The sequence below is a fragment of the Candidatus Pantoea communis genome (assembly GCF_011752685.1).
Taxonomy (GTDB): Bacteria; Pseudomonadota; Gammaproteobacteria; order Enterobacterales; family Enterobacteriaceae; genus Pantoea; species Pantoea communis.
The window spans coordinates 171669-191588 of record NZ_VWXC01000002.1; the positions used below are offsets into that span (position 1 = coordinate 171669).

A 19920-nucleotide genomic window follows, 5' to 3' on the forward strand; every position below is an offset into this window, starting at 1 on the left:
TCAAGCGGCATCGACGCGGAATTGCTGTGCCCGCTGGGCGAGGCGATCAGAGAGTTCACGCAGTTGCGTAGCCGAATTGACCTGATGGGCGTTGAGCGCTTCGTTTTGCTGTAGCTGATTACTCATCTCCACCACTTCGTGCGCAATTTTACTGACGCGGTGACTTTGCGCAGTGCTATTTTGCTGCAACTCATCGAGTTGCGTTACGACCCCCGAAACCGCACCGCTGATTTGAGTAAACAACACTTCCAGCGCTTTCACTTTGTCAAAACCATCATTCACTTGCTGCTGAGTGTGCTGAATTAAACCATCAATCTGACGCGTTGATTCACCACTCTTTTGCGAGAGCAGCCCCATCTCTTTGGCGACAACGGAGAAACTGCGACCGTACGATCCGGCGTGGGCGGATTCAATAGCGGCATTCAACGACAGCAAACGGGTTTGCATCGACAGGCTATCCAGCATGCCGACAATTCCGGCGATATCACCCGAAGCTGTAACGATCTGCTGCATTTTGAGTTCCATATTGTCGACTTCCGTGGCGCAGTTGCGCATCAGGGCATCGGCTGACTGTGCCTCCTGCGTGGCCTGCTGCGAGAACTGCGCACCAATTTCGACTTCTTCAGACACGCGATGTAAACGCTGTGACAGATGATGGAAGCTGGCATTTTGCGCCTGGTGTTGCTGCATCACCTGTTCATTATGCTGCTGCATATCTTCTGCACCCGCCGCCACGCTCACAGCAACGGTATTAATGTCGCTGACAATCTGCTGCAGACCGAAACGCATTGATTCGATCGACTGAAACAGCTGGCGCGTCTCTAAGCACTGGCGGCGTGGCGTATCATAACTCGGGACTAAATCACCGGTGGCAATCTGCTCCAGCTGCCGGTTGGCACGACGCAGCGGCAACAGCACGCCGCGCATCAACAGACTGGAGGCCAGCACCAGCAGCGCCATCAAAATGGCACTGACGATCAGCGACATGTTGCGACTCTGCTTTAGCGTACTGAGGGTATTTTGATTGACGCTGCTCAACTGATGGTTGGCTTGTTCAATCTCGCTGAACCAGGCATCGTTAAACTGCTGTTGGAATGCCTGCATCGGCACCATAAAGAAGGCATTGATGTCATTGGCCGCTAACCCTTTCAACTGCTCTTGCAAACCTTCCGCTAACATCGCAAAGCCCTGAGCCAGCGGACTGTCTGCTTTAGCATGGTAGGCGGTGAACAGTGCCTGCGCTTTTTTTAACGAATCATCAGAGGCGGCCGCCAGACTTTTCCAGCTATCGACTGAGCCACTTTGCTGATCCTGCATTAAATAGATACCAGCACGGTGGCTGTTATCACTGGCGGTGAGCAATTCGATACGTGCTTTATCCAGCAGGGCCAATCTTTCCCGCAGTTGGTTGGCTTGCTGGAGTGACGTTTGCGTCTGATTAACGTGATTGCTGAGCAGCAGTACGCCCGCGAACTGCAGGAGACAGAACAGCACGATAAACAGCAAAAACTGGTTACGAAGACTGGTGAGCCAAAGCGGCAAGCGCCAGGTAAGACGTGTACGTAAACGCAGCGGTAACGAGATTACAGAAAGGAGTGACATCTAACGCCCCCAAAAATAAAAAGGAGTATTGAGAGCGGGCGTGACAGTTTGGTGACAATAGACGCGTTTCAGCGCAAAACAGCATAATACGCGTCCCTAAAGGAAATTGTGGACCTGTGGCGCTAAGTGTTTTGGCTAAGATGTTGTTCGATAAGCGGCGAAAGTAACTGTGCCACAGCAGCAAAAACCGGGACCACCACGGAGTTGCCAAACTGCTTATATGCCTGGGTATCCGAGACCGGAATACGGAACTGGCTTTGACCCGGTGCCTCAAATCCCATCAGTCGGGCGCATTCGCGCGGTGTTAACCGACGCGGACGCAGAGCCATATTGCTGGCGAGCTGGAAATCCGCTTCCCCCTGCGCCTGATCCCAGCCGCGGTCGATCAGAATTTCTGAGCCGTCTTTATAATAGCGCGCGGACAGGGTGCGAACACACACGTTGGGATTGCGGGGATCGTTAAGACCAAAGCCGAAGCCATTGCCTTTGGCTTTGTGCTTTTTGGCGTATTGATAGAGATAGTTCCACAGTGTCGGCGACAGGATGTATTTCGCATCTGGCGTCGGCTCCAGCAAGCTTTGCAGCGTGGGCACCTGCTGCGGATAGAGTTTTGACAGCGCGCGCAGTGAAAAACCGTCGCTCAATCCTGTGTCACGGCGAATGCCGACCAGCACAATGCGTTCGCGATGTTGCGGCAGGAAATGGCGCGCATCCACCACTTTCGCATCGGGTGTTGCGCTGTCGGCCGCATCGGCGACGTCGTAGCCAAGTTCATCCAGCGTCGCCATAATGATGGCGAAGGTGCGTCCTTTGTCATGACTCTTGAGGTTTTTCACGTTTTCCAGCACGAAGAACGGCGGCTTTTTGGCAGCGAGAATGCGGGCAACATCGAAAAACAACGTGCCCTGCGCTTCACACTCAAAACCGTGCGCACGACCTAACGCATTTTTTTTACTGACGCCGGCCAGTGAAAACGGCTGGCAGGGAAAACCCGCCAGCAGCACCTGATGATCGGGGATGGTTTGGTCGATGTGCTGATAAATCGCCTGTTCGTCAGTGAGTCCTGCGGGCTGCGTCACCAAACGAATATCGCTATTGAACTGGTGTCGTTGCGGATCGCTATAGTGATTGGCTTTATAAGTACGAACCGCTTCTTTATTCCATTCACTGGTGAACACGCACTGGCCGCCAATTTGCTCGAAACCACGACGAATCCCGCCGATGCCGGCAAATAGATCGACAAATTGAAATTTAGGCGCAGCGTAATGCGCAGGGCGCGAAGGCAACAACGCTTGCAGGCTGCTGACTTCATCGCTGGAAAGGGCAGGGACGGCGCTTTTGCCCTGACGAATACGATTCAGACGCGGCACGCTCCAGTCGCATCCGCCCGCCTCGGTTAAGGTTTGCACCACATCGCGTGCGGCATAGATATCGAGAACCTGCATTAACAGCGAAGTGGCGTCATCCGAAGGGGAAGAAAATGAGGAGGGTGAAACCGTCGCGGCGGGATCGATAGCAAGCATGCGTTTTTCCTTAACAGTGAAGCCGCTATGCTATCACTCCTCGCGTCTTCACACACTTGTTGCGCGTGCCTTTCGCTTTCACGCCAAACCGCTAAAGTTGTAGAAGCCCCAATAAAAAGGAGACGCCATGGTCGACGTCCATTCGCAAGCTATTCGCAGCAAAAATATGCGTGCCATTCGCAATCAGGACACGGCGATTGAGCAGCGTATCGCGTTGATTTTGAAAGATCGTGGCTTCAACTATCGTGTACAAGATAAAGCGCTGCCGGGTCGGCCAGACTTTGTTTTGCCACACGAGCGGGCGATTATCTTTGTCCATGGCTGCTTCTGGCATCGCCATCACTGCTATTTATTCAAGATGCCCGCCACGCGCACTGAGTTCTGGAACGGCAAAATTAACAGCAACGTTGAACGCGACCGCCGTTATATCGGGCAGTTACAACAAAGCGGCTGGAAAGTACTGATTGTCTGGGAGTGCGCGCTGCGCGGAAAATTGCGCCTTGAAGACGAGGCGTTGATTGAACGACTGGAAGAGTGGCTGCTGGCCGCCATGCACAGTGGCGAAATCGATCATCAAGGCTTGCATCACTATCGTGTTGAATAGCGTGCGATTGTTGCTTTTAGCCGCCATAACGGTTTAGATCTTCTCTTTCTCTGGGACGCGGAATCGAGCCATGAGCAGCATCAAACTGACGGTCAAACGCCTGTATCAACTCCGTGATGAGCGGATGGTGAACACCCATGCAACGGCACGCATTTATTTAGGCGAGCAACTGGTGGCCACCGAGGAGATCAGCGGAATGACGGAAAGTCCGGTCAGCAAATATGTGCACGCTGGCGATCTTGCCGGGCAAACACTTCGCGTCGAATGGGACTGTGCGGGCATCGCTGATATGTCAGTGACGGCGGTTGAGCGATGCCCCTGTTGTCAGGATCACGAACCGGAATAAGGATAACTATTTTGGCAGGAACCAGTTTACTCACGCTTCTGGATGACATTGCGACGCTGCTTGATGATATTTCAGTGATGGGCAAGGTCGCGGCAAAGAAGACCGCTGGCGTATTGGGTGATGATCTCTCACTCAATGCGCAGCAGGTCACCGGCGTAAAAGCCAACCGTGAACTACCCGTGGTCTGGAGCGTCGCAAAAGGATCATTTCTCAATAAATTAATTCTGGTGCCGCTGGCGCTGATTATCTCGGCGTTTGCGCCCTGGCTAATCACACCGCTGTTGATGCTGGGCGGCGCTTACCTTTGCTATGAAGGCGTGGAAAAGGTGCTGCACAGCCTGAATCACGATAAGGCAGAAAGCAGCCCGGAGGCACGTCAACAGCGTCTGGATAAGCTGGCGCAGCAGGATCCGCGCCAGTTCGAAAAAGATAAAGTGAAAGGTGCTGTACGCACAGATTTCATTCTTTCTGCGGAAATTGTGGCAATCACCTTAGGGATTGTCTCTGAAGCGCCGCTGTTGAATCAGGTGTTGATTCTGGCGGGGATTGCGATTCTGGTGACGATTGGTGTTTACGGCATCGTGGCGATGATCGTGAAAATCGACGACCTCGGATACTGGCTGCGGGAAAAGTCCTCCACGCTGGCTCAGGCGACTGGCGGTGCGTTACTCGCGCTGGCCCCCTGGCTGATGAAGGTGTTAACGGTGGTGGGCACGGTGGCAATGTTCCTGGTCGGAGGCGGCATTATTGTGCACGGTATCGCGCCGTTGCATCACGCGATTGAGGAGTACAGCAGCGGCTTCCATGGCGTTATCTCTGCCTTACTGAGCAACGGTGCCAATCTGGTACTCGGCTTTATCATTGGGTCGATCGTGCTGTTGGCGGTAAATCTGGTTGCGAAAGTACGCGGTAAATCGGTATAAAGCGCAGGAATTTATCAATCACGGGTCAGGAGAACGATGATGAACGACGATATGTTTGAATTTGATATCGATGCGCAGCTGGAACAGGCTGAAGCGAAAGCGGCTGAAAAAGCCAATGAAGTCCCGGCTGATATCAGCGACGAAGCGGACTGCGAAGGTTGCAAAATCTGATTTCCCACCCGGGAAAGTGTTTCAAAGCCGATAATAATTTTTATCGGCTTTTTTTATAAACAACATTTTACACTGCTTATTCCGATTTCGTCACAGTAATAACATTATCCTATAGGCGTAAATGGGGTGCAGCTGCTATAACTTTATCCGTTCATTCAACGGAAAAAGGGAGGGCGCGGTATGACCTTTGCGATCAGTGATGAAGTTCAGCACAAAGAGGGCGGACCCACGATGGTGGTGACCGGCTATGCCAGCGGAATGGTAGAGTGTCGTTGGTATGATGGCTACAGCGTGCGACGCGAGGCGTTCCGTAGTGACGAACTGAGTCACTTATCCGGAGCGCGCCAGCTGGCCAGCTAAGCGTGTGCGGGACGGTCAATCCGTCCCGTTGCGTTTTTACCTATCTGATTTTCCTTTGATCCCTGCCTGTACGACTTTTCTCCTGCTGACTACACTTTTCGCATCCGCCCTTTTTTGAATAACTGTTGCCCATGCCCACTTCGCCTTTGACGCCACGCACAGGTAATCCTTTTTTGCCGGTGCATCTCTGCTTTCTGGCGGTCTTTTTGTTCTCTGCATTCCTTACCGTGCATGAAGCGATTGAGCTAAAAAATAACTATGAGGAGCGTCAGCGCGCACAATTGGCTGAAATCCAGAAAAACCTCGACAGCCGATTTCAGGAAAGCATCGATGAATTGACGTATTACGAGAGAATGCTCAACTATGCGTTGATGCATCCGCTGGATTCGAGTCAAACGCGCGAAGCCATTACCCGCTTTCAACAATTGCGCCAGCAAACGACCTGGCAGTTAAAGTTGGCCAGCCTGCGCAGTATGCCGTTGAATGGCGTGAGTGACAGTTGGTTAATGCGCGATCCCCTGCTGCTGCGCAACAGCGATCACATCAATGCGGAATTGCGCGCCGCCATGGAATTCAGCTTTATCATGCAGTTCAGCGACCCGGGACAGGATTTTCACTCACGCTTTTGGTATATCTCGCGCGCCGGTTTTTTTATCAGTTCAAGGCCTCCGCAAAGTCCGCAAGAGCTGATAGAAAGCTATACCACCATGACGGAGCGTCCCTATTTTCGCGATCAGGCACCGGATAATCCGCAGCGCGGTCGATTGCGCTGGAGTGAAGCCTATCAGGGTGAATTTCACGAAGGGTTAATGATGACAGTGAGCACGCCGATCGTCAGTCATGGTTACTGGTACGGTGTACTGTCGATGGATTTCACCCAGGCGCGGATACATGGGCTGATGGCCGAAGCACGGCACAGCTTGCTACAAGGCAAGTTGCTCATGGTGGACCGCTCGTTAAATGAAATCACTCGCTTGCATGCACCCAACGATGAGCCCTTGACGCCAGAACAGCAGGAGCGTCTGGAGAGCCGAATCCGGCAACTGCCTGGAGGTGTGATGCGCCTTGGCACCCAGTTTGCCAGCTGGAGCAAATTAAAGAATGTGGACGCGTATATCGTGAATATTCAGAGCCTGAGGCAGGGGATGTCACAGGAACTGGGCCGCGTATCGCTGTTCTTGCTCGGCATGTGGTTGCTGTTTGTACTGCTACTGCTGGTCGTGCATCAGGTCATTATTCGTCTGGTGCGCCGTATGGACGATCTCTCCGCCAAACTCACCTGGCGCGCCAATTACGACGGTATGACGCGGTTGCTCAATCGCAATGCGTTCTTTGAACAGTTTGTGGCGATCTCTGCCCGCAGCCAGCAGCAGCAAACGCCCCTCGCGGTGATTCAGCTGGATGTCGATCACTTCAAGAAAGTGAACGATACCTGGGGACATGCGGCAGGCGATCAGGCATTGATTCGGGTGGCGGGCGTGATTAGCCATACGCTGCGTAAATATGATGTGGCGGGCCGTATCGGCGGAGAGGAGTTTTGTATTGTACTGCCGGAAACTACGCTGGCGGATGCCAGTGCAGTTGCGGAACGCATCCGTGCGCGTTTAGCGGCAAAAACGATTCTGGTGAATGCCAGCACCACGTTTAGCGTCACGCTGTCGGCAGGCGTGACCGGTAGCGAAGAGCTGGGCGATTATCATGCCGAGAGCCTGCAAGCCACCGCCGATCGCCGCCTGTATCTGGCGAAAACCGGCGGTCGCAACCGCGTGGTGGCAGAAGATTAAACCTTGCCTTCATTATCCTCTTCGACCGCCTGATAAATCCGCTGAAGGATATCGGGGAAAGCCGACTGCACGCGGCTCCAGCTGGGAATAAAAGGTTTCTCATTGGGGCGCTCGATAAAGGATTGCCCGGCATCAAGAATCGCCTGCGTGAACATCTCGACCGCCGCTTCCTCAATATGCTGATCAAACTTCAGGCCATTCATTGTCGCTTCGTGGTTGTAGATCTCCATCATATCCAGCGCATTGCGATAATAAGTGGCTTTGAGCACGCGGAATGAGTCACTGGTGAGCGGCACGCCCATGGTCGCCAGCTTGCGCAGTAATGACTGCACAATATCATTACTCATGCGTTTCAGGCCGCCCGTGCCATCCTCTTCCGCCAGTGGCTGGTGTTTGTGATCGTAGTTATCGGCAATTTCCACCTGACAGGTTTGTCGCGTAGTGTAGTTGCGGTAGATCTCCGACAGCACGCCAATTTCCAGCCCCCAGTCGCCGGGAATCTTGATGCCGTTCAGCACGTGGGTGCGCATGGCGAATTCGCCGGAAAGTGGATAGCGGAAGCTGGTGAGGTAATCGAGGTATTCAGAGTGGCCATACACCTTTTGCAGAGAACGCAGTAATGGGCCGACCAGCAAGCGGCCTACACGGCCATTAAGCTTGCCGTCCGCGACGCGCGCATAGAACCCTTTGCAGAACTCATACTGGAAAGCGGGATTGGCAAGCGGATAGAGCAAGCGCGCCAGCATGCTGCGCTCATAGGTGACGATATCGCAGTCATGCAGCGCCACGCACTGGGTGCGATCCGAGGCCAGCGTATACCCGGTGCAGAACCACACGTTGCGTCCTTTACCCGGCTGGCTCGGCGACAACCCTTCTTTATCCAGTTCAGCATCCAGCGCTTTCAATCGCGGTCCATCATTCCACAGGATGCGATGGCGTTGTGGCAAACGAGAAAAGAACTCGCGAGCAAAGAGAAACTGGTCGCGGTCAGCACGATCGAGACCGATGACAATCTCATCCAGATAAGGCACTTTGGCCAGCTCATTGACGATGTTATCCAGCGCCGGACCTTCCAGTTCTGAGAACAGGGAAGGCAGGATTAGCCCCATTTTGCGTTTACGCGCGAAACGTACCATCTCTTTTTCCAGCGATTCAACGCTGCGTTGGGTGAGATTATGAAAGTTAGTAATGACACCATTTTGGTAAAAATCACTCATTTTCTCATCCTTAGGTCAGAGGGTTATTCGGGTTGCGCGAGAAAATAGTCCAGCCCTTCACGCCAGCCCAGCGGGCCAGCATGCGCGGTGTGATAGACATTTTGTTGATCGCGGCGCGTGAGGATCACCGGGGTTTTACTGAATCCTTTAATCACTACGGCATAATCGACCTGCTCCAGCATCGGCACATCATTGGGGCCATCACCGAGGCCGAGGGTGGTCCGCTTCTCTCCACTGCGCTGTTCGAGATGCTGCTGCAGCTGCTGCAGTGCGATGCCTTTACCGCAGCCCGCGGGCATCACATGCCAGAATCGTCCCCCTTGGGTGAGCGCCAGGTTGTGTTCCGCCAGCGCCATACGAAAATCCTCCAGCTTTTCACTATCATCGCGCCAGAGTATGACTTCTGAAGCATCGCGCAGTCTGCTCTGGCTGGCTTCGGCCAGGGTTAATCCGGTGAAGCGAGCCACTTCCGCATCGCTAAAGTCGTGAAATCCACTGAAGCGGAAAGTGGATTGCAAGGTTTTCAGTGAGCGGCATAGCGCCAGATAATTTTCGCCCGGTTCCTCCGCTGCAATCTGCTCGCCATTAAAAGCGATAAACGCCCCGTTTTCAGCGATGAAAGGGGTACCGGAAAGACCCAGGCGTTTCTGTAAGGGGATCATTTCAGCGGCCGTTTTACTGGAACAGAACACCACGGGAATCGCCTGCTGTTTGAGGCGCTGCAACCATTCACTGGCGGCATCCCAGTTGTAGTCATGATGATCCAATAGCGAGCCATCGAGATCGGTCACAATCATCAGCGACGAGTTAAGTCTGAGCATCTACACACTCCTTACGCCAGGCGCGTCCGTAAAGCAGAGAGTAATCAGTATAATAGCGTTATGAAGATCACACTTTTTTGCGAGTCTACTGCGTCAATTTCCAGGATAAATCTTAAAACAAAACGGTAACAATAAGGGACATGCACAGGTTGTGCATTTAAGAAACACAGCAGTCACACGGTGTTTTCGGTAACAAATGGGGAAGGTAATGCATTTTTGTTCGTTTTATACGCAAGATTGGGACTTGTCTTGTGTTGACTAAAGCGTAGTCTGACTCAGGTGTTAAGAATTTCCTGGTGTAACGAATTCACTGATTTACTTTACCCGGCCATCCCGCCGGGTATTTTTTTGAAATCGATTTCAACGGTTAACTTCAGTGATCGAGAAGTCACGGATATCGAGTTCAAATGCTTCAGCCAGCTCGATATAAGAGTCATAGGCTTCACCATTCACTTTCACCCGGTGAGCGTGTTCCGCTTCCATGAACTCTTTAACCTCGCCTGAGGTTTTCTTCTGAATCGCTTCCAGCAATGCTTCAACGTCAATGTTCACTTCGCGCTGCACGTTGTCACTGTACTCTTTTGCGGTTGTCATGGTCGGCCTCCCAGAGGCGATGAGATTCTTTATCAGTATAGACAACGGGAAGAATGGGCAGGAAAGGGCAGATTTCAGGCAAAAAAAAGCCCGCGCTGCGCGGGCAAAAATCCTTGTTACTTTTAGGTTGACTGCGCCTTTGGGGTTGGTGCAGTACGAAGAAGTGTACGGGCTACCCGCGTCAGAAGTCTCTCTGCGTACTGTTAAGAAAGTGAAAAGCCGCGGTTTGACAGAACTTTACCCGTCTGTCATCTCATCAATCGAATCAGCGGCTATGCTTAAAGCTTGACGATAAAGAAGTGATATCAGGGAGTTAGTATGGATTTTATTCGAATTGTGATTGCGATTTTACTGCCACCGCTGGGTGTATTTCTGCAGGTGGGCTTTGGCGGTGCCTTCTGGCTGAATATCCTGCTCACACTGTGCGGTTATATCCCGGGCATTGTGCATGCCGTGTGGGTCATCGCCCGACGCTGATCCGGATCAGGCGGCCGCCATTTTCTTCCGTTACACTGTATTCAGGACAATATCTGGAGAGTAATCAATGCAGGTGAATGACCGCGTAACGGTAAAAACCGATGGCGGCCCACGTCGCGTGGGTACGGTACTGGCAGTTGAAGGTTTTAATGAAGGGACCATGTACCTGGTGGCGCTGGAGGATTATCCGCTGGGGATTTGGTTCTTTAATGAAAGCGACCATGCGGAAGGGGTGTTTGTTGAGCCCTACGAGGAAGCTTAAGACTGCATAAAAAAATCAGGTGCACATAAGGTGCACCTGATGCATATCAACCGCTGCCATCAATGACGGCGAGAAGGTTTAGAACGTTTCCCAGTTGTCATTACTGTTCGCCGCTGCCAATGCTGGACGCGGTGTCAGCGTCGGGGCCTTCAGGGTGCCTGATGAAGGTGCCATCACTCGCGATGCGGGTGAATCGTTAAGTTTAAATGCCGCAACGGCCTGTGTCAGACGACCCGCCTGATCTTCCAGCGAGGCTGCCGCTGAAGAGGCTTCTTCCACCAGCGAGGCGTTCTGCTGCGTCACGTTGTCCATCTCGGTAACCGCCAGACTCACCTGCTGAATGCCACGGCTCTGCTCATCGGAGGCGGCGGCAATTTCCGACATAATATCGGTGACGCGACGCACCGCCTCGACGATCTCACCCATGGTTGAGCCGGCTTCACCCACCTGATGTGAACCGTTATTAATCAGATCAACCGACTCGGCAATCAGCGTTTCAATCTCTTTCGCGGCCTGGGCACTGCGCTGGGCCAGATTGCGTACTTCGCTCGCTACGACGGCGAAACCACGTCCTTGCTCACCAGCACGCGCTGCTTCTACCGCCGCGTTCAGCGCCAGGATGTTGGTCTGGAAGGCGATACTGTTAATGACGTTGGTGATCTCAGCAATTTTCTTCGAGCTGCCAGAGATATTGTTCATGGTTTTCACCACGCCATGCACCAACTCACCACCGCTACGGGCTTTGCCGGAAGCATCCGCAGCCAGTTGACTGGCATGATGGGCGTTCTCCGCATTTTGCTTCACGGTCGCGGTAAGCTGTTCCATGCTGGCAGCGGTTTGCTCCAGCGCGGAGGCCTGCTCCTCAGTGCGTGAAGACAAATCGGTGTTACCGGCTGAGATCTCGCTGGAACCCTGATAGATGGCAACGGCGCCTTCGCGGACGGTGCCTACGGTACGCACCAGTGCGGCCTGCATCAGTTGCAGATTATGCAACAGGCTACCGATCTCGCTACGGCCATACGCTTGTTCCGGTGCGGTCAGATCGCCCTGCGCAATACGCTCAATACGCTCAACCGACTGACGCAGCGGGCTGATCACCACACGGCGGAGGAAGACGAAGGTGAGGAGCACCAATACCAGTGCAGCAGCAAAGGCCACAGCCATGGCAATAAAGCCAACGCGGGACTGGTGCGCAGCTTCCGCGTTGATCGCTTCGGCACGGTCAGTACGAATTTTTATCGCTTTCAGTAATACCGCGTTATACGCATCATCCAACTTGCGTGTCACGTCGGTTTCCTGCGCCACGATCCCTTCGAAGCTGCCTTGCTTAGCCGACTCAATCATCGGCTTCAATCCCTTGTCGATATAGTCATTGAATGCCGCGGTGAGTGGCGCATCCAGCGCGATATCCTCCGGCGTTTTCGCCTTGCGGTCCATGTAAGTTTTAAAACCGTCACGCGCTTGCTTGATGCGGGTCTCCGTGCGCGCCAGATCGGCACGATAGCCGTCCATTTCACCGATGCGGGCAGCGGCGCCGGATTGCAGCACGTTCAGACGAGCGGTACGCAAATGGTTTGAGCTATTAGAGATGCCCATACGGATTTGAATTTCATCCGTCGCATCGTTGAGGGAATTATTACTCTGGATTAAAAAATAGCTGGCGAGGCCGATACACAGGGCAAAAAGCAGCAGAATGCCACCAAAGATCATGCTGAAAAGAGGCATCAGGCGCAGGTTCTGCCAGATGCTGAGCTTATATTGCTCATCAATCGATGCTGTTTTCATATCCTTGCTCTCATTTTGGGTAGGTGTTCTGAGAACAAGCATCGGCAGTTTAGGCTAAAGGATTAGGGGGCGAAGTGAGACCTGGCTCGCAGATCCAGGCAAAACGACAAAGGGCCAATCTGCGGATTGGCCCTTTGTCGGCTACGGCTATTTACTCAAACTGTTTACATGCAGAACTATCGCACGTTGACATAAATACCGGAGGTCACATTATCGGTCAGTCGCACCACATGATAAATAACCTGTTTATTATGTGTCTTAATTTTGCGTTTTATATTACCTTTGTGTGACGATACCGTTTTGGCTTTAATTTGCATCTTGTCTGAAATTTGAATGGTGTCATGTCCTGACATCCACATTTTCAGCATATTTGATTCAGTCTGACTTAATGTCAGTGGGTGAACATCCAGGCCTGCTGAAATACGCGGGGTAGCGCTGAGTTTCTTTTGCAGGTAAGTGCCGAGCAGTGAATCCAGAGTCGAGGTTTTTACCGATTTTGACGTAATAATCAGGTTCTTACGAACGTAGAGGTATTCCTCAAAATGGATATTCGAGATCGCCATAAAGATAAAAAATAGCGTATCTGGATGCTGCATAATAATAGCACGAATACGATCGCTGGAATCGGATTCATGAATGAAGCATTCTTCATTAATAAAAACGACACCAGGCTTTAACTGTTCACATCTTTGTTGCAGTTGTTCAATATCAGAGACCGGAGTAATATTTTTCTTTTTAACTCCTTTGGCCGACATATAGTCTGATAATCCCAGGCGTGTGTAGTTACATGAATCCATAATAATCGTTGGCATTATAGCGACCCTCACCAATTTGTTATCCGTTTAAATCAACGATGAATACGCGTTTGCGGTACGAGAGAGATTTCCAAAGACACTTTTTTATTCTGCTCGGCAGACTGGCGAATGATATCCGTGCGCCATCATGACTCTATCCCTGAACCCTTCTGCGAAGTTTTTTGTGTTACTTCCACGTCACTCTTGTCCCCGCGATAGTGGGAATCGCCGGGAGTTTGCATTAAGTGTGTAATTCGCTCTGTTTTTGAGAGCCCTGTCACTATCGCGCAAGTCACAGACAAATCTGATAGGACAATTCTTAAAAACATTTGAATCGCGAAAGTGTGACGTTTCAGCGAGTGTTGACAATGCCGGAAAAAAGGGATTTAGACAAGAAAAATCGCTGCAATATTTTTTTTGTTTAAAAACAGCCCTTTGAGCATTTATTCAACCAATTCTCAAGGTTTATCACCTTAGGAATCGTCTGACTAAAATACGCGAAGCGCCGTTTAATAAGAATAATTTTCCCAAGAAATGCGCATTTATCAGAATAACCTCAGTTGATTTCTGAGAAATATGGTTCGAAAAATGCACAGATTGATTTTGAATACTTAACTATCGCATAAGAACTTCTACAGAAACGTTAATTAGCGTGCGCGGGAGAGTTCTGAGACAAACTGGGCGAGTAAATCAAAGACTTCGCCGAAGAGATGTTCGCAGAAGGGGGCGAGTAGCGGCATCATCATACCCAGACTGAGGATCCCCACCGTTAAGGTAATCGGAAAGCCGATCGCGAAAACCGAGAGTTGTGGTGAAACACGGTTTAACAAACCTAGTGCCATGTTTAGCGTGAGCAATAAAACAATTAAGGGTAGCGCTAACATCATGCCATTAAGGAAAATTAACCCGGCGGACTTCACCAGCGCCATAAAAGCATTGGCGTTGAGGGGTTGATCGTTAATCGGCAGAGTATGAAAACTGTCCACCAGCAGCGAAATCAGCCACAAGTGTCCGTTGAAGGTCAGAAACAGCAGCATGGCCAGCATATCGAGAAAACGCGCCAGCACGGGCATGTTAAGGCGGCTGCCAGGATCAAAGAAGGTGGCAAAGGATAAGCCCATCTGTAATCCCACGACTTCACCGGCCATACGCACCGCGGCAAACGCCAGTTGCATCGTCAGGCCAATCCCCACACCAATCAGTAATTGCTGTAACAGGATCCAGAAACCCGCAGGGGTAAATAACGTGACTTCCACCGGAGGCAACACGGGAATGACGATCCAGGTCGTCAATACCGCGAGGCCCACTTTCACGCGCTTGGGAATGGATTTCTCACTCAGCACCGGCGCACTGGCAAAGAGTGCCAGCAAACGTACCATCGGCCAGAAAAATTGCGCGACCCAATGGACCAGCTGGCTGCTATCGAGGTTAATCATCAGCCGATGATATAAGGTAAGTTGGTCAACAGATTACGCATGTAATCCAGTATCAGGTTCAGCATCCACGGGCCGGCAATCACCGCGGTGGCGGCAACGGCAAGGATCTTAGGAATAAAGGAGAGTGTCTGTTCGTTGACCTGCGTGGCCGCCTGTAACAGGCTGATGATCAGACCGCTGACCAGTGCCGCCAGCAACAGCGGGGCGGCGAGCATCAGGGCAATTCGCATTGCTTCCTGGCCGATGACCATAACCGATTCGGGTGTCATGCTGCGCTCCTGGCGTTATATGTTGCGGCCTTCAGGCCGACCGGATTGAGAGTTGCCATCGACTTCCAGGTGTGCCGCTAGGAGTAGAAACTTTGTGCCAGTGAACCCACCAGCAGCTGCCAGCCATCCACCAACACAAACAACATCAGCTTGAATGGCAGAGAAATGGTCGCCGGCGGCACCATCATCATCCCCAGCGCCATCAACACGCTGGCAACCACCAGGTCGATGATCAGGAACGGGATGAACACAGTAAAACCAATCTGGAAAGCGGTTTTCAGTTCACTGGTGACGTAAGCCGGCAGCAAAATGCGCATCGGTACGGCTTCCGGACCTTGAATCGGCGCGGTGTTGGCAAGACGAGCAAACAGCGCTAAATCGGCTTCACGCGTCTGACGCAGCATAAACTCACGCAGCGGTTGAGCGCCTTTGTCGATCGCTACGTCCATGCTGATTTTGTCCTGACTGAACGGCAAATAGGCGTCGCTATAAATCTTGTCGAAGGTCGGCGCCATAATAAAGAAGGTTAAAAACAGCGCAAGGCCAAGCAAAACCTGATTGGGGGGGGCAGAAGGCGTGCCTAAGGCGTTACGCAGCAAGCCAAAAACAATTATGATGCGGGTGAAGCTGGTCATCATCAGCAAGATGGCCGGAATAAAGGTCAGCGAGGTGATAAACACCAGCGTCTGCACCGGCAGTGACCAGCTCTGGCCGCCATTCGCCAATGGCTGACTGACCAGACCAGGCAATTGCGCATGGGCAACCGGTGCCAGCAACAGCAGCGGCAAGAGGGGAAGCAATCGACGCATCATTGGGGTTTTCCGGGACGTTTAACCAGATTCTGGAACAGCTGACGAAAATCCTGCGGCGCCACGGTTTTGTTCACCAGCTCTTCAGGTGGCAGCGGTGGCAGCGAATGCAGATGGGTAATTTGCTGGGCGGTGACGCCCAGCACTAAACGCGCATCGGCGGTGTCAACAATCACCACCCGCTCCTGACGACCCACCTGCACGCTGGCGCTAATTTTCAGCGCCTGGGTGTTGACGGTTTTGGGCGCAAAGCCAAGGCGTTTTGCCAGCCAACCACAGGCCAGAATCAGCAGAACAATCACTGCCAGCACGCTGCTGACTTGCCCAATCACCGAACCGGTAGAGACCACCGGCTGGCTATGAACAGGCTGGCCAATTTGCGCGTTTTTTAACATGCTTAACGGCTCAGACGACGCATACGTTCAGATGGCGTAATAATGTCGGTGATACGCACGCCATATTTGTCGTTCACGACGACGACTTCGCCCTGCGCAATCAGGTAACCATTGATCAAGATATCCAGTGGTTCACCGGCCAGGCCATCCAGAGCCACCACGGAACCCTGCGTCAGGCGCAGCAGCTCTTTGATGGTCATCTTGGTGCGACCCAGTTCCACGGTGAGTTTGACCGGGATATCCATAATCAGATCGATGTCTTGCAGCGAGCCACTGGCACCGTTGCTTTCAAACGATTTGAACACGTTCTCGGTTGGATCAGGCGTGCTGGTGGTTGCCTGCTCGTTCATTGCCTCAGCCCACAGGTCGTCCGCAGAAATATCATCGGACGGTTTTTTGCTGTCACTCATCGGGCTGTTCCTCGTTCAGCGAATTCAAAATCGGGTTAATCAGGTGTTCAACACGCAGCGCGTACTGGCCATTCATGGTGCCATATTGGCTGGTCAGCACGGGTACGCCATCGACGTGAGCAATGATGCGGTCCGGCTTCTCAATGGGCAGGACGTCACCAGGTTTCAGTTGCAAAATACGTGACAGGCGCATGGATGTTTCCGCGAAGTGGGCAATCAGCTCCAGCTCCGAGTGCTGCACCTGTTTCACCAGATTGTCGCGCCAGTGCGTATCTTCCTGACGGGAGTTTTCCAGTGGTGGATTGACCAGCAGCTCGCGCAGCGGCTCAATCATTGAAAACGGAATACAGATATTAAATTCACCCACCAGGTTACCAATCTCGACCTGGAACGGGGTGTTGACGACGATATCGTTCGGCGAAGTGGTGATGTTGGTAAATTTCACCTGCATTTCGGAACGAACGTACTCAACATCCAGCGGGTAAATCGCTTTCCAGGCATCGCTGTAACCATCCAGTGCCAGCTTCAGCATGCGACGGATGACGCGTTGCTCGGTATGGGTAAATTCACGGCCTTCCACTTTGGTCGGGAAACGGCCATCACCACCAAACAGGTTATCTACGGCGATAAACACCAGACTCGGTGAGAACACCACCAGCGCAGTTCCGCGCAGCGGTTTCAGGTGGATCAGGTTCAGGTTGGTTGGCACCGGTAAATTGCGGGCGAACTCATGGTAAGGCTGAATCTTGATCGTACCGACACTGATATCCGGGCTACGGCGCAGTAAGTTAAACAGCGCCATACGAAAATGACGGGCAAAACGCTCGTTAATGATCTCCAGCGCCTGCAGACGCTCGCGCACCACGCGACGCTGAGTATTAGGATCATAGGGACGGATATCGCCATCGGTCCCTTTGGAACTGTTCTCTACTTCCGCGCTGTCACTGTCGCCATTAAGCAGCGCGTCAATCTCAGCCTGGGAGAGAATGCTATCGCCCATTAAATCACCTCAAAATGAAGGCGGTAAACAGCACGTCACTGACCACCTGTGGCGGTTGCGTTTTTACCAGCGGTGGCGCCAATGCCTGTTTGATCTGCTCAACCAGGGCCTGCTTACCTTGTTCTGTGGCAAGCTGAGCGGCACTTTGACGCGAGAGCAGCAGCAGTAAACGGCTGCGCACCTCAGGCAGGTAATCATTCAACCGACGACGGGTATCCTCATCCGGCAGACGCAGGGTAAAGCCTACGTACAACACACGGTCGGGATCGTTGTCAGGATTGACCAGGTTAACCGTAAACGTATCCATTGCAAAAAATACAGGGGCGGCCGGTGGCTCTACTTTCGCCGCTTCCGGTTTGTCATCCCCGTGTTTATTCATCATTCGCCAGACTGCATAGCCTGCCACGCTGCAAGCGGCCAGCGTTACAATCAGTAACACCGGTATTAGTAGTGAACGTTTGCGGCCTTTAGCTTTCGCGTTATCAGACATGTTTGCAGTTACTTCCTGTGAATTATGGGCAAGCCTCTCGGCTCGCCTGGACAGATTATCCCGCGTCTTAAGTCAAACAATGGGAAGAAAAGACGCGGGTTTTACGCTTACCTTCAGCGTTTAGCCGCTGTCAGGCAAAGATATCGACAGCGCCGTTACCTGTCGCGCGCGCCTGAAGGGCTGCCGGGACGGCAATAGGCGTTATCTCGTTTTCACTGTCCTGGGAGAGGGTAAAGCTGCCGTGCTGGCCATCACGACGTCCTTCCTGCTGGCCCTGATAATTCTGGCTTTGTGCGAAGGCGTCGCTGCTGACATTACTCTGTCCCAGGTTAATACCGCTCTCCGCCAGCGCACTACGAAGCTGAGGGAGAGCTGCTTCCAGCGCGGCCCTCACTTGGCTGTGGCTGGAAACCATACTTAACTGCGCCTGATCCTTGTCGAGGGTCAGGTTGATCTGGATAGCACCCAAATCTTCGGGATGTAAGCGCAGTTCGGCATTTTGCTGGCCGTTGCGACTGAACATCACGATTTGCTGGCTTAACGCCTGCTGCCACTCATTGCTGCCGAGTTGGGCATTCAGCATCGGCGTCGACGGAGTGGTGCTGGTCGTCGCCGTACTGTTGGTCAGTGTGCTACTGCTGCTGACCGGTGCGCTGGTTAATGCTGTTACCGTGTCGCTTTGCGTATCACGACGTTCTTCCGGTTTGCTGAGCGTACTCAGCACCTGCTTAAAGCTCTCATCCAGTGACAGTGCGCCATTGCTGGTGCTGGCCGTGGTGCTGGCGGCAGCGGCACTGCTACTGGCTGTCGTTGTACTGACATCACGGCTGACAGCGCTCAGCACATCGCTGGATTTCTTATGAGGCGCACTGTCGGACTGTGCCTCTTGTTCCTCTTTCACGGCGTTCTGCAGCGTTCGGCTTAACAATGATCCGTTTAGCGTAGTCTCTGCATCGGCAGAGGTTTTATCCGTGCTGGCGCTGACGGCGCTCTGACTGTTTCGCGCTTCAACCGCAACCGGTAACATCGCGAACAGTGCCTGCACATTCTGTAAGTCGCTGGCACTTAACGAACTTGCTTCAGACTTGTCTTTATCATCGGCTGATTTCAGCGTGGCTTTAGTGTTTTCCGGTTGTAAAAGTGCGTTTAACGCCTCTGGTTTGTCCAGTGCTTGCAATAACGCGCTTAATGACGCTTTTGTGACGCCTTTTTCATCGACTTCTGCTGTCAGATCAGTCGATTGCGTGTTAACACCTTGTTGCTGAGCCAGCGTCAGTAAGCGGTTACCCAGTTCAGTGATAAATCCCTGTGGCAGCGCATCTGTACCCAGTAAATTGTCTGATGCTACAGCACTGTCTGCATCGCTGACTTTAGAGGTTTGCGTAACCATAGTTGGCAGCGTAATCATTCGCCTCTCCTCATAGCGGCCCGTTGGGCAAATTCATCCATCCGTTTCTGATCGAGACGGTTTTCTTGTCGTAATGCGTTTTCGGCAGCGCGAGTGATCAGTGTTTGATACGCATTCAATCGCTTATGCTTTTCTTGCCAGCTGCTCAGCGCCTGATCCAGACGTTGATTCCACTGATTCAGCTGTTGCCGATGCTGTTCAATGGCTTTCTCCAGCGTCTGAATAAACTGGTGGTAATTGGTCCAGCGCAGGCTGGAAATACCGCCTGACATATCGGTGTTGAGCTTATTGCGGTACTCATCCTGATAGTCGAGCAGCATGGTGAGCTGCTCATCCGCCTGCTTTACGCCACGGCGCATGTCACCTAAATGAATCACGGCCTGTTCCAAATCCTGCTCCGCCATATCGCGCAGCTTATCGATTGCACTGGCAGTTTTCAT

General features: G+C 52.5%; 24 protein-coding genes. 8 read left to right on the forward strand and 16 right to left on the reverse strand.

Going from position 1 to position 19920, the window contains the following annotated elements:
* On the reverse strand, positions 1–1602 hold the full coding sequence (locus tag F3J37_RS04860; protein ID WP_166932187.1) for a methyl-accepting chemotaxis protein: 1602 nt from the start codon (positions 1600–1602) through the stop codon (positions 1–3).
* A 122-nt stretch (positions 1603–1724) separates the two neighbouring features.
* Complete coding sequence (gene dcm / locus F3J37_RS04865; protein ID WP_166932189.1) at positions 1725–3125, reverse strand: DNA (cytosine-5-)-methyltransferase; 1401 nt, start codon at positions 3123–3125, stop codon at positions 1725–1727.
* Positions 3126–3252: 127 nt separating this feature from the next.
* On the opposite strand from dcm, the gene F3J37_RS04870 reads away from it, so the two are divergent.
* The 6 genes from F3J37_RS04870 to dgcQ all read left to right on the forward strand — a co-directional run bounded on the left by F3J37_RS04870 (position 3253) and on the right by dgcQ (position 7313).
* Positions 3253–3729 (forward strand): very short patch repair endonuclease, encoded by a 477-nt coding sequence (locus F3J37_RS04870; protein WP_034824507.1) that lies wholly within the window; start codon positions 3253–3255, stop codon positions 3727–3729.
* A 70-nt stretch (positions 3730–3799) separates the two neighbouring features.
* Positions 3800–4075 carry a hypothetical protein gene (locus F3J37_RS28610; RefSeq protein WP_034824504.1) on the forward strand — a complete coding sequence of 92 codons (276 nt, stop codon included), beginning with the start codon at positions 3800–3802 and terminating at the stop codon, positions 4073–4075.
* A gap of 11 nt (positions 4076–4086) precedes the next feature.
* Positions 4087–4998 (forward strand): DUF808 domain-containing protein, encoded by a 912-nt coding sequence (locus tag F3J37_RS04880; RefSeq protein WP_034824501.1) that lies wholly within the window; start codon positions 4087–4089, stop codon positions 4996–4998.
* A gap of 39 nt (positions 4999–5037) precedes the next feature.
* Positions 5038–5169 (forward strand): hypothetical protein, encoded by a 132-nt coding sequence (locus F3J37_RS28355; RefSeq protein ID WP_008105430.1) that lies wholly within the window; start codon positions 5038–5040, stop codon positions 5167–5169.
* 180 nt (positions 5170–5349) lie between these two features.
* Positions 5350–5529, forward strand: a complete 180-nt coding sequence (locus F3J37_RS04885; RefSeq protein ID WP_034824498.1) for a YodC family protein — start codon at positions 5350–5352, stop codon at positions 5527–5529.
* 131 nt (positions 5530–5660) lie between these two features.
* Positions 5661–7313, forward strand: a complete 1653-nt coding sequence (gene dgcQ / locus F3J37_RS04890) for a cellulose biosynthesis regulator diguanylate cyclase DgcQ (protein WP_166932191.1) — start codon at positions 5661–5663, stop codon at positions 7311–7313.
* On the opposite strand, the gene F3J37_RS04895 is transcribed toward dgcQ, so the two are convergent.
* The 3 genes from F3J37_RS04895 to yodD form a co-directional block, all read right to left on the reverse strand.
* Positions 7310–8530 (reverse strand): glycosyltransferase family protein, encoded by a 1221-nt coding sequence (locus F3J37_RS04895; protein WP_034824481.1) that lies wholly within the window; start codon positions 8528–8530, stop codon positions 7310–7312. The two genes, dgcQ and F3J37_RS04895, sit on opposite strands and share 4 nt — an antisense overlap.
* 23 nt (positions 8531–8553) lie before the next feature.
* Positions 8554–9351, reverse strand: a complete 798-nt coding sequence (locus F3J37_RS04900; RefSeq protein ID WP_166932193.1) for a mannosyl-3-phosphoglycerate phosphatase-related protein — start codon at positions 9349–9351, stop codon at positions 8554–8556.
* 360 nt (positions 9352–9711) lie between these two features.
* Entirely contained in the window at positions 9712–9945 is a 234-nt protein-coding gene (yodD, locus tag F3J37_RS04905) for a YodD family peroxide/acid resistance protein (RefSeq protein WP_038646324.1), read from the reverse strand.
* Positions 9946–10263: 318 nt separating this feature from the next.
* Here yodD and F3J37_RS04910 point away from each other — a divergent pair, with 318 nt between their 5' ends.
* Entirely contained in the window at positions 10264–10422 is a 159-nt protein-coding gene (locus tag F3J37_RS04910; protein ID WP_034824466.1) for a YqaE/Pmp3 family membrane protein, read from the forward strand.
* Between the two features lie 67 nt (positions 10423–10489).
* Entirely contained in the window at positions 10490–10684 is a 195-nt protein-coding gene (gene dsrB, locus F3J37_RS04915) for a protein DsrB (RefSeq protein ID WP_034824463.1), read from the forward strand.
* Positions 10685–10762: 78 nt separating this feature from the next.
* Here the strand turns inward: dsrB and F3J37_RS04920 are convergent, their stop codons facing one another.
* The 11 genes from F3J37_RS04920 to fliJ all read right to left on the reverse strand — a co-directional run bounded on the left by F3J37_RS04920 (position 10763) and on the right by fliJ (position 19920).
* Positions 10763–12469: a methyl-accepting chemotaxis protein gene (locus F3J37_RS04920; RefSeq protein WP_097116788.1), complete on the reverse strand. Its 1707-nt coding sequence runs from the start codon at positions 12467–12469 to the stop codon at positions 10763–10765.
* A 176-nt stretch (positions 12470–12645) separates the two neighbouring features.
* Positions 12646–13281, reverse strand: a complete 636-nt coding sequence (gene rcsA / locus F3J37_RS04925) for a transcriptional regulator RcsA (RefSeq protein ID WP_097116789.1) — start codon at positions 13279–13281, stop codon at positions 12646–12648.
* 629 nt (positions 13282–13910) lie between these two features.
* The gene (gene fliR, locus F3J37_RS04930) at positions 13911–14699 is read right to left on the reverse strand and encodes a flagellar biosynthetic protein FliR (RefSeq protein ID WP_160832785.1); all 789 of its coding nucleotides are present in this window, start codon (positions 14697–14699) and stop codon (positions 13911–13913) included.
* Positions 14699–14968: a flagellar biosynthesis protein FliQ gene (gene fliQ / locus F3J37_RS04935; protein WP_034824451.1), complete on the reverse strand. Its 270-nt coding sequence runs from the start codon at positions 14966–14968 to the stop codon at positions 14699–14701. The genes fliR and fliQ overlap by 1 nt, the downstream gene beginning before the upstream one ends.
* A 77-nt stretch (positions 14969–15045) precedes the next feature.
* Positions 15046–15777 (reverse strand): flagellar type III secretion system pore protein FliP, encoded by a 732-nt coding sequence (gene fliP / locus F3J37_RS04940; protein ID WP_034825234.1) that lies wholly within the window; start codon positions 15775–15777, stop codon positions 15046–15048.
* Complete coding sequence (gene fliO / locus F3J37_RS04945; protein WP_034824448.1) at positions 15777–16172, reverse strand: flagellar biosynthetic protein FliO; 396 nt, start codon at positions 16170–16172, stop codon at positions 15777–15779. Before fliO ends, fliP begins: the two co-directional genes overlap by 1 nt.
* A 2-nt stretch (positions 16173–16174) precedes the next feature.
* Positions 16175–16582 (reverse strand): flagellar motor switch protein FliN, encoded by a 408-nt coding sequence (fliN, locus tag F3J37_RS04950; RefSeq protein WP_034824445.1) that lies wholly within the window; start codon positions 16580–16582, stop codon positions 16175–16177.
* On the reverse strand, positions 16575–17582 hold the full coding sequence (fliM, locus tag F3J37_RS04955) for a flagellar motor switch protein FliM (RefSeq protein WP_166932195.1): 1008 nt from the start codon (positions 17580–17582) through the stop codon (positions 16575–16577). The genes fliN and fliM overlap by 8 nt, the downstream gene beginning before the upstream one ends.
* 4 nt (positions 17583–17586) lie before the next feature.
* Positions 17587–18072 carry a flagellar basal body-associated protein FliL gene (gene fliL / locus F3J37_RS04960; RefSeq protein WP_034824439.1) on the reverse strand — a complete coding sequence of 162 codons (486 nt, stop codon included), beginning with the start codon at positions 18070–18072 and terminating at the stop codon, positions 17587–17589.
* A 130-nt stretch (positions 18073–18202) separates the two neighbouring features.
* Positions 18203–19480, reverse strand: coding sequence for a flagellar hook-length control protein FliK (locus F3J37_RS04965; protein ID WP_166932197.1), 1278 nt, complete (start codon positions 19478–19480; stop codon positions 18203–18205).
* Positions 19477–19920, reverse strand: coding sequence for a flagellar export protein FliJ (gene fliJ / locus F3J37_RS04970; RefSeq protein ID WP_038646338.1), 444 nt, complete (start codon positions 19918–19920; stop codon positions 19477–19479). Before fliJ ends, F3J37_RS04965 begins: the two co-directional genes overlap by 4 nt.

Excerpts from the sequence above, each read along its gene's own strand:
- fliP (WP_034825234.1), bottom strand. The coding sequence starts at position 15,777 with ATGCGTCGATTGCTTCCCCTCTTGCCGCTGCTGTTGCTGGCACCGGTT.
- dgcQ (WP_166932191.1), top strand. The coding sequence starts at position 5,661 with ATGCCCACTTCGCCTTTGACGCCACGCACAGGTAATCCTTTTTTGCCG.
- F3J37_RS04900 (WP_166932193.1), bottom strand. The coding sequence starts at position 9,351 with ATGCTCAGACTTAACTCGTCGCTGATGATTGTGACCGATCTCGATGGC.
- fliQ (WP_034824451.1), bottom strand. The coding sequence starts at position 14,968 with ATGACACCCGAATCGGTTATGGTCATCGGCCAGGAAGCAATGCGAATT.
- F3J37_RS04910 (WP_034824466.1), top strand. The coding sequence starts at position 10,264 with ATGGATTTTATTCGAATTGTGATTGCGATTTTACTGCCACCGCTGGGT.
- fliO (WP_034824448.1), bottom strand. The coding sequence starts at position 16,172 with ATGTTAAAAAACGCGCAAATTGGCCAGCCTGTTCATAGCCAGCCGGTG.
- fliJ (WP_038646338.1), bottom strand. The coding sequence starts at position 19,920 with ATGAAAACTGCCAGTGCAATCGATAAGCTGCGCGATATGGCGGAGCAG.
- dcm (WP_166932189.1), bottom strand. The coding sequence starts at position 3,125 with ATGCTTGCTATCGATCCCGCCGCGACGGTTTCACCCTCCTCATTTTCT.
- F3J37_RS04895 (WP_034824481.1), bottom strand. The coding sequence starts at position 8,530 with ATGAGTGATTTTTACCAAAATGGTGTCATTACTAACTTTCATAATCTC.
- dsrB (WP_034824463.1), top strand. The coding sequence starts at position 10,490 with ATGCAGGTGAATGACCGCGTAACGGTAAAAACCGATGGCGGCCCACGT.
- fliM (WP_166932195.1), bottom strand. The coding sequence starts at position 17,582 with ATGGGCGATAGCATTCTCTCCCAGGCTGAGATTGACGCGCTGCTTAAT.
- F3J37_RS04965 (WP_166932197.1), bottom strand. The coding sequence starts at position 19,480 with ATGATTACGCTGCCAACTATGGTTACGCAAACCTCTAAAGTCAGCGAT.
- F3J37_RS04885 (WP_034824498.1), top strand. The coding sequence starts at position 5,350 with ATGACCTTTGCGATCAGTGATGAAGTTCAGCACAAAGAGGGCGGACCC.
- F3J37_RS04920 (WP_097116788.1), bottom strand. The coding sequence starts at position 12,469 with ATGAAAACAGCATCGATTGATGAGCAATATAAGCTCAGCATCTGGCAG.
- F3J37_RS04860 (WP_166932187.1), bottom strand. The coding sequence starts at position 1,602 with ATGTCACTCCTTTCTGTAATCTCGTTACCGCTGCGTTTACGTACACGT.
- F3J37_RS28610 (WP_034824504.1), top strand. The coding sequence starts at position 3,800 with ATGAGCAGCATCAAACTGACGGTCAAACGCCTGTATCAACTCCGTGAT.
- fliN (WP_034824445.1), bottom strand. The coding sequence starts at position 16,582 with ATGAGTGACAGCAAAAAACCGTCCGATGATATTTCTGCGGACGACCTG.
- F3J37_RS04870 (WP_034824507.1), top strand. The coding sequence starts at position 3,253 with ATGGTCGACGTCCATTCGCAAGCTATTCGCAGCAAAAATATGCGTGCC.
- fliR (WP_160832785.1), bottom strand. The coding sequence starts at position 14,699 with ATGATTAACCTCGATAGCAGCCAGCTGGTCCATTGGGTCGCGCAATTT.
- yodD (WP_038646324.1), bottom strand. The coding sequence starts at position 9,945 with ATGACAACCGCAAAAGAGTACAGTGACAACGTGCAGCGCGAAGTGAAC.
- F3J37_RS28355 (WP_008105430.1), top strand. The coding sequence starts at position 5,038 with ATGAACGACGATATGTTTGAATTTGATATCGATGCGCAGCTGGAACAG.
- fliL (WP_034824439.1), bottom strand. The coding sequence starts at position 18,072 with ATGTCTGATAACGCGAAAGCTAAAGGCCGCAAACGTTCACTACTAATA.
- rcsA (WP_097116789.1), bottom strand. The coding sequence starts at position 13,281 with ATGCCAACGATTATTATGGATTCATGTAACTACACACGCCTGGGATTA.